Origin of the sequence: Ideonella lacteola (assembly GCF_038066555.1) — a bacterium.
GTDB lineage: Bacteria > Pseudomonadota > Gammaproteobacteria > Burkholderiales > Burkholderiaceae_C > Ideonella > Ideonella lacteola.
Map to the genome: position 1 here is coordinate 26,662 of NZ_JBBUTG010000009.1, position 13,537 is coordinate 40,198.

The window sequence follows — 13,537 nt, forward strand, 5'->3', positions numbered from 1 at the left end:
AACCACCATGCTTGACCGCATCCGCGCGTCCATTCCAGCCTTGCCTCCCGCCGAGCAGCGGGTCGCCAAGCTCGTGCTCAGCGACCCTCGTGGTTTTGCTTCGATGCCCGTGGGCGAGCTGGCCGAGCGCTCCCATGTCAGCAAGCCCACGGTGGTGCGCTTTTGCCGCAGCGTAGGCTATGACGGGCTCGCGGACTTCAAGTTGAAGCTGGCCGGCACGGTGAACGAGGGCGTGCCCTTCGTGCACCGAGCGGTGGACGAGGACGACAAGCCGGGCGACATCATCGTCAAGGTCATCGACAACGCGGTGAGCGCGCTGCTGAAGTACCGCAACGACGCCGCAGGGCACGCGTTCGAGCGCGCGATGACGGCGATGGCCGAAACTGCGCGTCAGAACGCCCGCATCGAGTTCTACGGCGTCGGCAACTCGGGCATCGTGGCGCAGGACGCCCAGCACAAGTTTTTCCGGCTGGGTGTCAACGCGGTGGCCATGAGCGACGGACACGTCCAGGTGATGAGCGCCACGATGCTCAAGCCGGTGGACTGCGCGGTGGTGATCAGCAACTCCGGGCGCAGCCAGGATTTGTTGGGGGTGGCCGAGATCGCTCTTCGCAAAGGGGCCACCCTGATCGTGATCACCGCCAGCGGCTCACCATTGGCCCAACTGGCGCAGGGGGCCGGCCAAATCCTGTTGGCGGCGGACCATCCAGAAGACTACGACCGCTACAGCCCAATGGTGTCGCGCATGCTGCACTTGATGGTGGTCGACATCCTGACGACCGGCGTCGCACTGCGCTTGGGACAGGGCCTGCGCCCCGTCTTGCAAGAGATCAAACGCAATCTGCGCACGCGGCGCTATGCCCCCACTGCGTCCGACTGATCGGACGGCTCCATCAAGCAAAAGCGGCCCGTCTGGGCCGCTTTTCTTTTGGGGGGACTGCGACGGTTCGGCGAATCAGCCGCCGATACCCAGCAGCTCAGCGACGCCGTACAACTTGGCCAAGTCGACCAGCTTGGGCGGCGCGTTGCGGATCTCGAACGCCCGCTGCCGCCCTTCGGCCAGACGCCGGCATTGCAGCAGCACCGCGAGCGATGCCGAATCGACCTGCGCCAATGAACCGGCATCTATCGTCACCGTGGGATCGACAGAAGCCTCGATCGCCGGGCCCAGTGACGCCAGCGCGCTGCGCGCATCACGCAGCGTCAAGGCTGCGGGCAAGGTCAAGGCGGACGAAGCCTGCGTCATGGTGCTCAGCTCTTGGCCGCGGCCTTGTTCTTCTCGGCCAGCTTGGTGATCAACCCATCGATTCCGACAGAGCCGATTTCCTGGGCAAAGCTGCTCTTGTACTGCTCGACCAGCCAGACACCCAGCACGTTCACGTCGTAGATCTTCCAGCCGTTGTCGGTCTTCTCGAGCCGGTAGTCGAGCTGGATCGGCTCGCCCTTGCCTTTGATCTCGGTACGCACGACCACTTCGGTGTCGTCGGCACCGGCGCGATACGGCTTCATCTGCACCGTCTGATCACGCACCTGGGTCAATGCGCCGGCATAAGTGCGCACCAGCAAGGTCTTGAACTCGGTCTGCAGGCGCTGCTGCTGGTCCGGCGTCGCGGTCTTCCAGGGGCGGCCGACGGCAGCGGCCGTCATGCGCTGGAAATTGACGTTGGGCATCACCTTGGTGTCGACCAAGGTGATGATCTTCGAGACATCGCCACCCTGGATCGCCTTGTCGGCTTTCAAGGTGTCGATCACTTCGGTCGACACCTGTTTGATCAGGGCATCGGGGGGCGTGACATCAGCACGCGCCGCGAACGGGCCGACCAGGGCGGCAGAGGCCACAGCGGCCAGGGCAACGCGGCGGGTCAGTGAAAAGGCGAACATTCGGGTTCCTTCCATGTAGAGGCCCCAGCCAAGAGGCCGAAGCCGACTCATTCAACGCGGCACGCGGCCCGGCGGTTCACAGCAGCAGGTGACAATTTGCAGCGAGCGAACACTCACTTGCCCGCACATCCATCAAGTTGGGCTATTCCTCGTCGTCGGGTGAGGGTGGTGGGTTGCCGTCGTAGACCTGATTCTGGCGTCGGGCCAAGTAGGCATCGCGCAAGAAGCTGTACTTGTCGAGCGCCACGTCATCGAGCACCCGCGATGCACCCAGCAGCCCTGCCCGGGTGCTGACCACCTGCAGCAGCGTCGCGCTCAACACCTTGGCTCGGGTGTCGTCGATCAACGATGTCGCGCTGGCCTGCATGTCCACCGGCAGTGCCGCTGTGTCACGCAATGTGGAAGGCCCCAGCACTGGCAACACGACGTAAGGCCCCGAGGGCACACCCCAGCGACCCAAGGTTTGTCCGAAATCTTCAGGCTGCTTCTCCAGCCCGATCTCTGTACCGATGTCCAAAAGGCCACCGAAACCCAGGACACTGTTGGTGGCCACGCGCATGCCCATCTGCAACGAGCTTTCGAACTTGCCCTGCAAGATGTGGTTCACGGTAGACCAGGCGTCGGCCACATTGCCGAACACGTTGTCCACCAGGTTGCGCACGTACTCGGGCACCACATCCTTATAGGCCTGAGCCACGGGCTTGAGCACCGCCGTGTCGATCGCATCGTTGAACGAGAAGACCTTGCGGTTCCAGCCCTCGAGAGGATCCTTCTTGTTGCGGGGCAGGGGCTTCGCGGCCGGCTCGTCCTCTGCCGCAGCGGCGCCGGACGCGGCCGCGGCTGCCTCTGCCGCAGCGGCGACCATGCCTGCGCCACCGGCCACCATCACTGCCGGCACATCGATGTCCGCGGCAGAGTCTGGCGCACCGGTCGCGCCCTCCACGGAAAGGGCCGTCTCATCCGCGAACGCCCCTGCGTGGATTGTGAGGCCAGCCGCCAGACAGACGGCCCATGCCTGGCGCTTCATTTCTTGTCCCCGCCTTCGGCGCCGGCATCGCCGGCTTTGCTCAGCAACACCTGACCAATCAGGTTCTCGAGCACGATCGCAGATTGGGTCTGCTTGATCAGGTCGCCCGCGGCGAAGTTCTTGTCATCGGCGCCTGGGTCGATGCCGATGTATTGGTCGCCCAACAGGCCCGAAGTGAGGATCTTGGCGGTCGAATCCTTGGGAAATTCAACGCCCTTGTTCAACTCCATCGTCACCAACCCCTGATAGGTCTTCAGGTCGAGGCCGATCTTCGTGACCCGCCCCACGACCACACCCGCGGACCGAACCGGTGCGCGGGGCTTGAGACCACCAATGTTGTCGAAACGAGCCTGCAAGGTGTAGGTCTCGCCAGCGCTGAACGAGGCCAGGTTGGCGGCCTTCAGAGCAAGAAAGACCACCGCCGCCAAGCCCAGAAGAACGAACAGACCAACCAGTGTTTCGATGCTTTTCTTTGCCATCGTTGATTTCCTTAACGCGCCGAGAACATCAGCGCCGTGAGGATGAAGTCCACGCCCAGCACCGCCAACGACGAGATGACGACCGTGCGGGTGGTGGCGTAGGCCACGCCTTCCGGCGTGGCTTCAGTGACGTAGCCTTGGTAGAGCGCCACCGACGTGCAGATCAGGCCGAACACCGAGCTCTTGATCACGCCGTTGCCGACATCGCGCCAGACATCGACGCCGCCTTGCTGAATCGACCAGAAGTTGCCCGGATCGACACCAATCAACCCCACGGCGACCAGCCATGCCCCAAGAATGCCGATGGCCGAGAACATGGCCGCCAGCAGCGGCATCGATATGGCACCCGCGAGGAACCGCGGCGCCAAGACACGCTGACGCGGGTCGATGGCCATCAATTCGAGCGCGGCGATCTGCTCACCCGCCTTCATCAGGCCGATCTCGGCCGTCAACGACGTGCCGGCACGACCCGCGAAAAGCAAGGCAGTGACGACCGGCCCCAACTCACGCACCAGCGACAAATTGACCACCAGCCCCAAAGACTCTGCCGCACCATAGGTGGCGAGCGCGTAGTACATCTGCAAAGCGAGTACAAAGCCCACGGCCATCCCCGAGGCCAGGATGATCACCAGCGACCGGTTGCCGATGGCGTGGATCTGCACGACGACCAGACTGAATCGGCGCAACGAGGCGGGAAGAGCCCGCAGCAGATCGGCCAGAAACATGGCGGCGCGGCCCCAGCCAGCCACCACCCGAAGGGCCCATGCCCCGATGGAGGACAGCCAGTTCATGCCTTGCCTCGCAAGCCGTAGTCGCCCGCCATGTCGGGCGCCGGGTAGTGGAACTTGACCGGGCCATCGGGTTCACCGCGAACAAATTGCCGCACTTCGGCATCGGTGCTGGCCATCAGCTCGGCCGGTGTGCCTTGCGCCACGATTCGCCCGCCTGTGGCGAGCAGCACCACCCAATCGCTGATCGCCATGCACTCGGGCACGTCGTGCGAAATGAGCAAGGTGGTGGCCCCCGTGATGTCGTTCAGCGTCCGGATCAACTTGGCCGCCACGCCCATCGAAATCAGATCGAGCCCCGCAAAGGGCTCGTCGTACATGATCAGCTCGGGGTCGAGCGCGATCGCCCGCGCCAGCGCAATGCGGCGCGCCATGCCGCCCGACACTTCGCTGATCTTCAGTTGCGCCGCGCCACGCAGACCCACCGCGTTCAGCTTCATCAGCACGATGTCGTGGATGAGCTCTTCGGGCAGATCGGTCATCTCCCGCAGGGGAAACGCCACGTTGTCGTAGACCGACAGGTCGGTGAACAACGCGCCGAACTGGAACAGCATGCCCAGGCGTCGGCGCAAGCGGTAGAGCTGGGTGCGGTCTTGAACGTTGACAACTTCGCCATCGAACACGACGCGGCCCTTGCTGGCGGCGTGAACGCCACCAATCAGCCGCAGCAGCGTGGTCTTGCCGCATCCTGAGCCGCCAAGCACGGCCGTGACCTTGCCGCGCATGAAGCGCAGGCTGATGTCGTTCAGGATCGTCCGGCTGGCGTCATATCCAAACGTGACGTGATCGATCTCAATGAAGGCGTCGCTCATCTCGGGCAGGGATTTCCCGAGGGATTGTCGCACGGGCCTCTCGGCGGGCCGGCTGGGCCACAGGGCTTTGCCAGCCGCCACGTACGGACACGTCGCAGCAACACGACAGGCCGGGCCGGCCTGTGCTAGCGCGCCAGTTCAGCGGGGCAGGCTCGAGACGCCCATCAGGAACTCATCCACCGCGCGGGCCGCTTGCCTGCCTTCTCGGATGGCCCAGACGACCAGCGACTGGCCGCGTCGCATGTCGCCCGCTGCGAACACTTTCTCAACGTTGGTCTTGTAGCCCTGTGCGGTGTCGGTCCCTGCCTTGGCATTACCGCGCATGTCCAGCTCGACGCCAAAGGCCTGCACCACAGGCGCGACGGGACTGATGAAGCCCATCGCCAACAGCGCCAGGTCGGCCTTGAGCAGTTGCTCGGAGCCCGGCACCTCGGTCATCTTGCCGTTCTTCCATTCAACGCGAACCGTCTTCAGCCCGGTGAGCTTGCCCTTCTCACCAACGAACTCCTTGGTGGCAATCGCGAACTCGCGCTGGCAACCTTCCTCGTGGCTCGACGAACTGCGCAGCTTGTAGGGCCAGTAAGGCCAGGTCAGCGGCTTGTCTTCATGCTCCGGCGGCATCGGCATCAGCTCGAACTGGGTGACGCTGGCCGCTCCGTGCCGATTGCTGGTGCCAACGCAGTCGCTGCCGGTGTCGCCACCGCCGATGACGATCACATGTTTGCCATCGGCACGGATCTGGCCCTTGAGCTTGTCGCCTGCATTGACCTTGTTCTGCTGCGGCAGGAACTCCATCGCGAAATGGACGCCATCCAGGTCTCGCCCCGGGACCGGCAGGTCGCGACTCTGCTCGGCACCGCCACACAGCAGCACGGCGTCGAATTCGGCCTTCAACTCTTCGGGTGATACGGTGGACTTGGCCCAGTTGGTGACCTTCGAGCCCTTGGGCAACTCACCCACCATCACCCCGGTGCGGAAGACCACGCCCTCGGCCTCCATCTGCGCCACCCGGCGGTCGATGTGGCTCTTTTCCATCTTGAAGTCGGGAATGCCGTAGCGCAGCAGTCCACCGACCCGATCGTTCTTCTCGAACACGGTCACCGAATGCCCGGCACGAGCCAGTTGCTGGGCCGCCGCCATGCCTGCCGGGCCAGAGCCGACCACGGCCACCTTCTTGCCGGTCTTGTGCGACGGGGGCTGCGGCACCACCCAGCCTTGCTCCCACGCCTTGTCGATGATCGCGTGCTCGATGGACTTGATGCCGACGGCATCGTCGTTGACATTGAGCGTGCACGCGGCCTCGCAGGGCGCGGGGCAGATGCGGCCGGTGAACTCAGGGAAGTTGTTGGTGCTGTGCAGCACCGTGATCGCGTTTTTCCAGTCGCCCCGGTAAACCAAGTCGTTGAAGTCCGGAATCACGTTGTTGACGGGGCAACCGTTGTTGCAGAAGGGCGTGCCGCAGTCCATGCAGCGGGCACCTTGCACCTTGGCTTGCTCTGCCGCCAGGCCGATGACGAATTCCTTGTAGTGCTTCAGCCGCTGAGGGACGGGCGCATAGCCCTCTTCGATGCGCTCGTATTCGAGGAAGCCGGTGACTTTTCCCATGATGTGCTCTGTGCTACTTGCCGCTGCGGCTTATTTGGAGGTGAGCGACTTGCCACTCTTCGCGGCGTTCTTCTTGACGGCTGCTTTGCCGATGGCCTCGATCGTTTCGCGGGCGGCGTGGATCTCCCCCAGCGCCCGCTTGTATTCGGTGGGGAACACCTTGACGAACTTGGCCCGCGAGTCCGCCCAGTGGTCAAGAACCTCGCGTGCGCGCAGCGATCCAGTCCACTTGTGGTGGTCTTCGATGAGCTTCTTCAGCAAGGCTTCATCCGTCTGCTGCCGATGCCAGATGGCCGGATCCACCGTGTCCTCCTGCTCTTGCGTGGTGAGGACGCGCTCGAGCGACACCATCGCGGTGTTGCACCGCTTGGCAAACTGGCCATCTTCATCAAACACGTAGGCGACACCACCGGACATGCCCGCGGCAAAGTTGCGCCCGGTCTTGCCCAGCACCACCACCGTGCCGCCGGTCATGTATTCGCAACCATGGTCACCGGTGCCTTCGACCACCGCCGTGGCACCGGACAAGCGAACCGCAAAGCGTTCGCCCGCCACGCCCCGGAAGAACGCTTCACCACTGGTGGCACCGTAGAGCGCGGTGTTCCCGACGATGATGTTGCCGGTTGCGTCGCCCCGAAAGTCGATGCTCGGCCGCACGACCACGCGGCCGCCAGACAAGCCTTTGCCGGTGTAGTCGTTGGCCTCGCCAATGAGGTAGAGCGTGATGCCCTGCGCCAGGAACGCGGCAAAGCTCTGCCCCCCGGTGCCCTCCATCTGGATGAACACCGTGTGATCCGGCAGCCCCTGCGGATGACGTCGAATCAACTCGCCCGAGAGCATCGCGCCGACCGAGCGATTGACGTTGCGTGCATCCTCCATGAACTGGATCTTTTCGCCCGTCTCCAGCGCATCGCTGCACTTCTTGATCAGCTTGCGATCCAGAGATTTGTCGAGCCCGTGGTCCTGCTCTTCGACGTGGAAGCGCGCCACGTCGGCCGGCACCTGCGGCCGGTGGAAGATGCGGCTGAAATCGAGGCCCTTGGCCTTCCAGTGGCTGATGACCTTGCGGGTGTCGAGCAGGTCGGCGCGGCCGATCAGTTCGTCGAACTTCCGAATGCCCAGTTGCGCCATGATTTGACGCGCTTCTTCCGCCACGAAGAAGAAGTAGTTGACGACGTGCTCCGGCTTGCCGGCGAACTTCTGCCGCAGCACCGGGTCTTGCGTGGCCACCCCGACCGGACAGGTGTTCAGGTGGCACTTGCGCATCATGATGCAGCCTTCGACGACCAACGGCGCCGTGGCGAATCCGAACTCGTCCGCCCCCAGCAATGCGCCGATGACCACATCGCGGCCCGTCTTCATCTGTCCGTCGGCCTGCACCCGCACACGACCGCGCAAACGATTGAGCACCAGGGTCTGCTGCGTTTCGGCGAGGCCCAGTTCCCACGGCGTGCCCGCGTGCTTGATGCTCGACCAGGGCGAGGCACCGGTGCCGCCATCGTGGCCGGCGATCACCAGGTGATCCGCCTTGCACTTGGTCACCCCTGCAGCGATGGTGCCGACGCCGACCTCTGACACCAGCTTCACGCTGATCGATGCGCGTGGATTGGCGTTCTTCAGGTCGTGGATGAGCTGCGCCAGGTCTTCGATCGAATAGATGTCGTGGTGCGGCGGCGGGCTGATGAGGCCGACGCCAGGCACCGAGTAGCGCAGGAAGCCGATGTAGTCGGAGACCTTGCCGCCCGGCAGTTGTCCGCCCTCGCCCGGCTTGGCGCCCTGAGCCATCTTGATCTGGATCTGGTCGGCCGAGACAAGGTATTCGGTGGTCACGCCGAATCGCCCTGAAGCGACCTGCTTGATCTTGGAGCGCAGGCTGTCGCCTTCTTTCAACTCGTAGTCTGATTCGACCACGCCAGCGCCGATGACATCGGACACCTTGGTGCCGGCCGTGATGGGGATGCCCTTGAGCTCATTGCGGTAGCGCGCCGGATCTTCGCCGCCCTCGCCGGTATTGCTCTTGCCGCCGATGCGGTTCATGGCGATGGCGAGCGTCGTGTGAGCTTCAGTGGAAATCGAGCCCAGCGACATGGCACCGGTGGCAAAGCGCTTGACGATCTCGGCCGCGGGCTCAACCTCGTCCACCGAGATGGCCTGGGCCGGATCGAACTTGAATTCGAACAGGCCTCGCAAGGTCAGATGCCGCTTGCTCTGGTCGTTGATGATCTGCGCGTACTCTTTGTAAGTGTCGAACTTGCCCGAGCGCGTGCTGTGCTGCAACTTCGCGATGGCGTCCGGCGTCCACATGTGCTCCTCGCCACGTGTGCGCCAGGCATATTCGCCACCGGCATCCAGCATCTCGGCCAACAGGGGGTCCTCGCCAAAGGCCGCGCGGTGGTTGCGCAGCGCCTCTTCGGCGACCTCGAACACCCCAATGCCTTCGACCTGCGTGGCGGTGCCGCGGAAGTACTTGCCCACCATGTCCTTGTTCAGGCCGATCGCCTCGAACAGTTGCGCGCCGCAGTAGGACATGTAGGTGGACACGCCCATCTTCGACATGATCTTGGACAGGCCCTTGCCGATCGCCTTGACGTAGTTGTAAATGGCCTTGTCGGCCGACAACTCGCCCGGCAGCTCATGGTGCATCGCGGCCAGCGTTTCCATGGCCAGGTACGGGTGCACCGCTTCGGCACCGTAGCCTGCCAGCACCGCGAAGTGGTGCACCTCGCGCGCCGAGCCGGTTTCGACCACCAGGCCAGCGGTGGTGCGAAGACCTTCGCGCACCAGATGATGGTGAATGGCCGACAGCGCGAGCAGCGCGGGAATCGCGATATTGCCGCGGTCCATCCGGCGATCGGTGATGATCAGGATGTTGTGGCCGCTCTTGATGGCATCGACGCTTTCTGCGCACAGCGAAGCGAGCTTGGCCTCGATACCTGCCTTGCCCCACGAAAGCGGGTACGTGATATGCACTTCATAGGGCTTGAACTTGCCGCCGGTGGCGCCTTCGATGTTGCGCAGGCGGGCCATGCCGGCGAAGTCCAGCACAGGCTGAGCCACCTCCAAGCGCATGGGCGGGTTGACCGCATTGATGTCGAGCAGGTTGGGCTTGGGCCCGATGAAGCTGTTCAGGCTCATCACGATGGCCTCGCGGATCGGATCGATCGGCGGGTTGGTGACTTGCGCGAACAGCTGCTTGAAGTAGTTGTAGAGAGGCTTGTTCTTGTCCGACAGCACGGCCAGCGGTGAGTCGTTGCCCATCGAGCCGATGCCTTCTTCGCCGGCCGTGGCCATCGGCGCCAACAGGAACTTGATGTCCTCTTGGGTGTAGCCGAATGCCTGTTGGCGGTCCAGCAGGCTCTCAGTGAAGGCCTGTGCCGGGGCGTCGCCAGCGGGAATGGAATCGAGCCTGACTCGGACGTTGTCGATCCACTGGCGGTACGGGCGCGAGCTGGCAAACTGGTTCTTCAGCTCTTCGTCGTCCACGATGCGACCTTGTTCCAGGTCGATCAGGAACATCTTGCCGGGCTGCAAACGCCACTTCTTGACAATGCGGTTCTCCGGAATCGGGAGCACCCCCGACTCGGAAGCCATCACCACCAGGTCATCGTTGGTCACGATGTAGCGCGCAGGCCGAAGGCCATTGCGGTCCAGGGTGGCGCCGATCTGCTTGCCGTCGGTGAACACCATGGCCGCGGGGCCGTCCCAGGGCTCCATCATCGAGGCGTGGTACTCGTAGAACGCGCGGCGGCGCGCGTCCATCATCTCGTGCTGCTCCCACGCCTCGGGGATCATCATCATGGCGGCGTGGGCAAGGGGATAGCCGCTCATCGTGAGCAACTCAAGCGCGTTGTCGAAGGTGGCGGTGTCGGATTGGCCCTCGAAGCTGATCGGGTAGAGCTTCTTGAGATCGTCGCCCAGCACCGGCGACTTCATCACCCCTTCACGAGCGCGCATCCAGTTGAAGTTGCCCTTGACGGTATTGATTTCGCCGTTGTGGGCGACCATCCGATAGGGGTGCGCCAGGGGCCATTCGGGGAAGGTGTTGGTCGAGAAGCGTTGGTGCACCAGCGCCAAGGCGGACACCGTGCGCGGATCCGCGAGATCTTTGAAGTATTGCCCGACCTGATTGGCCAGCAGCAATCCCTTGTAGATGATCGTGCGGCAGCTCATGCTGGGCACGTAGTACTCACGGCTGTGCGTGAGCTTCAGCGCCTGGATGGCTGCCGAGGCCGTCTTGCGGATGACGTAGAGCTTGCGTTCCAGCGCGTCAGGCACGATGACGTCCGCACCGCGGCCGATGAACACTTGCCGGATCACAGGCTCAGTGAGGCGCACCGTGGGCGACATGGGCATGTCCTGGTCCACCGGTACATCGCGCCAACCCAACAGCACCTGGCCCTCGGCCTTGATCGCACGCTCCAACTCTTGCTGGCATGCCAACCGCGAGGCGTGTTCCTTGGGCAGGAAGATCATGCCCACGCCGTATTCACCTGGCGGAGGCAGCGCAACGCCCTGGGCCGCCATCTCGGCTCTGAAGAAGTCGTCTGGAATCTGGATCAGGATCCCGGCCCCATCACCCATCAATTTGTCTGCACCTACGGCGCCACGGTGGTCGAGGTTTTCCAGGATCTTCAGGCCTTGCGCCACGATGGCGTGGTCCTTCTGGCCTTTGATGTGGGCGACGAAGCCCACGCCGCAGGCGTCCTTCTCACGGCTGGGGTCGTACAAGCCCTGCGCCGTGAGGCTCTCGATCTCTTCACGTGTGGCGCTCTGCTGCGGCCAGCCCGCAGGTGCTGCAGATGGCGGGGCGGGGTTCTTCGGCGTGGCCTGAGACATGGCAACGCTCCTCGACGTTGACTAGGGAAGACGCGAGGTTAAGAGAAAGACCCGGCAGCGGCAAGCCTTTTTAAATGGGGTCGGAGTGTCTTAATGATGCAACGTCTGTCAGCTGCGATTTAATTGGGGACAGGTCAGTCCGCCGACTTCCTTGGGCGACCGCGCGGGCGCGCAACCAAACTGTGGCCCGCGATCTTCTCCACCTCGCGCAGGTAGGCCGAATTGCCCCACGGCCGACCACTCGTCAGCGCGGCCAGGATTTCAAGCGCCTCCTGTCCACCGATTCCCGCCTCGAGGTACTGTCGGTACGCCGCCTCCCGCTCAAAAGGCGTGTTGCCCAAGCGCCAATACGCTGGGGGCTCCGTGATAGATGAATCGCGTGTAGCCCCGAGATGGTGCGCGAGGCTGCTCCACGTGTAGTCAAGCAAGCCAGGGGCCAGTCCCACCCTGTTCGGATTCAGTTCGATGAAGCGCATGCACCGCAGCACATGGTCGTCACCACCCACCATGTGCGCCCGATAGCGCCCCTCCCACAAGGTGCCGGTTCTTTCGTGGCGAGCATTGAACGCCGCCACATAGCGCCGGCCCATGCTTTGCATCGATCGGCCGATGCCTTCGGCGCTGCCTGGCGTCGCCAACAGGTGCAGGTGGTTCGGCATCAACACGAAAGCGTGCAGCGCGACGCCATGTTCCTTGAAGGCGCCAACGACGTGCGACATCAACAGCCGTCGATCATCGTCGTCGACCGCAATCAGTTCACGGTTGTGCCCGCGGACAAGCAGGTGGTGGACGTGGTTGGGGAAAGAGGTTCGAGCTTGACGGGCCATGCTATTTATCGACTCCGACCCTATTTTAGAGTTCAGAATAACTTAGGCGATTCAACCTTGACCGCCCGGCGGTCGCTCGAAACGGCGCGGCCTCAGTCGAGAAAAACGCGACGTCCCGTCAAGCGGTGGTGTTCGCGCAGGGCGTAGCGGTCGGTCATGCCAGCAATGTAGTCGGCCAACGCCCGCATCGGATTCGCCTTCTGCGCAGGGTCGCCGGGGAGCTCATTCGGGTTTCGGCTGTAGAAGTCGAAGAGCTCGACGATCACCGTCTTGGCGGTGTCGGTGGTGGCCATCACCTGCGGATGACGGTAGAGCGCACGAAAGAGGAATCGTTTGAGGGTTGCGCTCTCGCGTTTCATGTCCTCGCTGAAACACACCAACGGCGGCATCCGCCGGGCCATATCCGCGCTGTCTGGCGCATGGGTGGCGAGCTGCTGCCGGGTCGCGCGGATCACGTCATAGACCTGCTCCGACAGCATTCTTCGGATGATCTCGGCCAGCAGGCGACGCGGATGATTCGCCACGGCCGGATGGTCCGCAAGCGTCTGCTCTCGGAATCGCTCAAACAAGGGAACCTCGCGCAGCATGTCCAAGGTCAGGAGACCCGATCGAACCCCATCGTCGATGTCATGCGCGTTGTAGGCGATTTCGTCCGCCAAGTTCGTCAGCTGCGCCTCCAGGCTGGGCTGTTCGCCAGCCACAAACCTTCGTCCCACCCCGTTCGGCTCGTCACGCTCCCATTCCTGAGCCAGGCTCAACGGGCATCGCTTCAAGATGCCTTCGCGGGTTTCGAAGCAGAGGTTCAGGCCGTCCCACTCCGGATAGCGCTGCTCCAGCTTGTCGACGACTCGCAGACTCTGCAGGTTGTGCTCGAAGCCGCCATACGGTTTCATGCAGCCGTCCAGCGCGTCTTGTCCCGCATGCCCGAACGGAGTATGACCGAGGTCGTGGGCCAGGGCGATCGCCTCGACGAGGTCCTCATTCAGCCCCAGACTGTGCGCCATGGACCGCCCGAGCTGCGCGACTTCCAGCGAATGTGTCAGACGCGTTCTGAACAGGTCGCCTTCGTGATTCAGGAACACCTGGGTCTTGTAAACCAGCCGCCTGAACGCCGAGCAGTGCACGATGCGATCTCGGTCCCGCTGAAAATCCGTCCTCGTGGGGGCGGAGGGCTCATGCCACCTCCGCCCTTTGGACTCCGCCGCGCGCGAGCCCCACGGAGCGACCGCGTCATCACGCACGAAGGTGGGAGCGGTTTCCATCACGCGCCGGTCATTGATCC

The 13,537-nt window shown here is 63.5% G+C and carries 11 protein-coding genes; 1 reads left to right on the top strand and 10 read right to left on the bottom strand.

Annotated features, from left to right (window positions below; translation table 11 throughout):
* Positions 1-7: 7 nt before the first annotated feature.
* Positions 8-880, top strand: a complete 873-nt coding sequence (locus tag AACH06_RS14745) for a MurR/RpiR family transcriptional regulator (RefSeq protein WP_341426706.1) — start codon at positions 8-10, stop codon at positions 878-880.
* Between the two features lie 75 nt (positions 881-955).
* Here AACH06_RS14745 and AACH06_RS14750 read toward each other — a convergent pair whose 3' ends face one another.
* From AACH06_RS14750 to AACH06_RS14795, 10 genes are all read right to left on the bottom strand, one after another.
* Positions 956-1,246: an STAS domain-containing protein gene (locus AACH06_RS14750; protein ID WP_341426499.1), complete on the bottom strand. Its 291-nt coding sequence runs from the start codon at positions 1,244-1,246 to the stop codon at positions 956-958.
* 5 nt (positions 1,247-1,251) lie between these two features.
* Positions 1,252-1,881: an MlaC/ttg2D family ABC transporter substrate-binding protein gene (locus tag AACH06_RS14755; RefSeq protein WP_341426500.1), complete on the bottom strand. Its 630-nt coding sequence runs from the start codon at positions 1,879-1,881 to the stop codon at positions 1,252-1,254.
* Between the two features lie 142 nt (positions 1,882-2,023).
* Positions 2,024-2,824 carry an MlaA family lipoprotein gene (locus AACH06_RS14760; protein ID WP_341426501.1) on the bottom strand — a complete coding sequence of 267 codons (801 nt, stop codon included), beginning with the start codon at positions 2,822-2,824 and terminating at the stop codon, positions 2,024-2,026.
* Positions 2,825-2,904: 80 nt separating this feature from the next.
* The gene (gene mlaD, locus AACH06_RS14765; RefSeq protein ID WP_341426502.1) at positions 2,905-3,387 is read right to left on the bottom strand and encodes an outer membrane lipid asymmetry maintenance protein MlaD; all 483 of its coding nucleotides are present in this window, start codon (positions 3,385-3,387) and stop codon (positions 2,905-2,907) included.
* An 11-nt stretch (positions 3,388-3,398) separates the two neighbouring features.
* Positions 3,399-4,178, bottom strand: coding sequence for a lipid asymmetry maintenance ABC transporter permease subunit MlaE (mlaE, locus tag AACH06_RS14770; RefSeq protein ID WP_341426503.1), 780 nt, complete (start codon positions 4,176-4,178; stop codon positions 3,399-3,401).
* Entirely contained in the window at positions 4,175-4,996 is an 822-nt protein-coding gene (locus AACH06_RS14775) for an ABC transporter ATP-binding protein (RefSeq protein ID WP_341426707.1), read from the bottom strand. Before AACH06_RS14775 ends, mlaE begins: the two co-directional genes overlap by 4 nt.
* Before the next feature lie 129 nt (positions 4,997-5,125).
* The gene (locus tag AACH06_RS14780) at positions 5,126-6,592 is read right to left on the bottom strand and encodes a glutamate synthase subunit beta (protein WP_341426504.1); all 1,467 of its coding nucleotides are present in this window, start codon (positions 6,590-6,592) and stop codon (positions 5,126-5,128) included.
* A gap of 30 nt (positions 6,593-6,622) precedes the next feature.
* A complete protein-coding gene (locus tag AACH06_RS14785; RefSeq protein WP_341426505.1) occupies positions 6,623-11,428 on the bottom strand; it encodes a glutamate synthase-related protein in 4,806 nt (1,601 codons plus the stop codon).
* 134 nt (positions 11,429-11,562) lie between these two features.
* Complete coding sequence (locus AACH06_RS14790; RefSeq protein ID WP_341426506.1) at positions 11,563-12,255, bottom strand: transposase; 693 nt, start codon at positions 12,253-12,255, stop codon at positions 11,563-11,565.
* Between the two features lie 92 nt (positions 12,256-12,347).
* Positions 12,348-13,517, bottom strand: coding sequence for a deoxyguanosinetriphosphate triphosphohydrolase (locus AACH06_RS14795; protein WP_423222035.1), 1,170 nt, complete (start codon positions 13,515-13,517; stop codon positions 12,348-12,350).
* Between the last annotated feature and the right edge of the window lie 20 nt (positions 13,518-13,537).

Bases quoted from the DNA above. Each gene is read 5' to 3' on its own strand.
- AACH06_RS14785 (WP_341426505.1), bottom strand. From the start codon at position 11,428: ATGTCTCAGGCCACGCCGAAGAACCCCGCCCCGCCATCTGCAGCACCT.
- AACH06_RS14745 (WP_341426706.1), top strand. From the start codon at position 8: ATGCTTGACCGCATCCGCGCGTCCATTCCAGCCTTGCCTCCCGCCGAG.
- AACH06_RS14795 (WP_423222035.1), bottom strand. From the start codon at position 13,517: ATGGAAACCGCTCCCACCTTCGTGCGTGATGACGCGGTCGCTCCGTGG.
- mlaD (WP_341426502.1), bottom strand. From the start codon at position 3,387: ATGGCAAAGAAAAGCATCGAAACACTGGTTGGTCTGTTCGTTCTTCTG.
- AACH06_RS14790 (WP_341426506.1), bottom strand. From the start codon at position 12,255: ATGGCCCGTCAAGCTCGAACCTCTTTCCCCAACCACGTCCACCACCTG.
- mlaE (WP_341426503.1), bottom strand. From the start codon at position 4,178: ATGAACTGGCTGTCCTCCATCGGGGCATGGGCCCTTCGGGTGGTGGCT.
- AACH06_RS14750 (WP_341426499.1), bottom strand. From the start codon at position 1,246: ATGACGCAGGCTTCGTCCGCCTTGACCTTGCCCGCAGCCTTGACGCTG.
- AACH06_RS14755 (WP_341426500.1), bottom strand. From the start codon at position 1,881: ATGTTCGCCTTTTCACTGACCCGCCGCGTTGCCCTGGCCGCTGTGGCC.
- AACH06_RS14780 (WP_341426504.1), bottom strand. From the start codon at position 6,592: ATGGGAAAAGTCACCGGCTTCCTCGAATACGAGCGCATCGAAGAGGGC.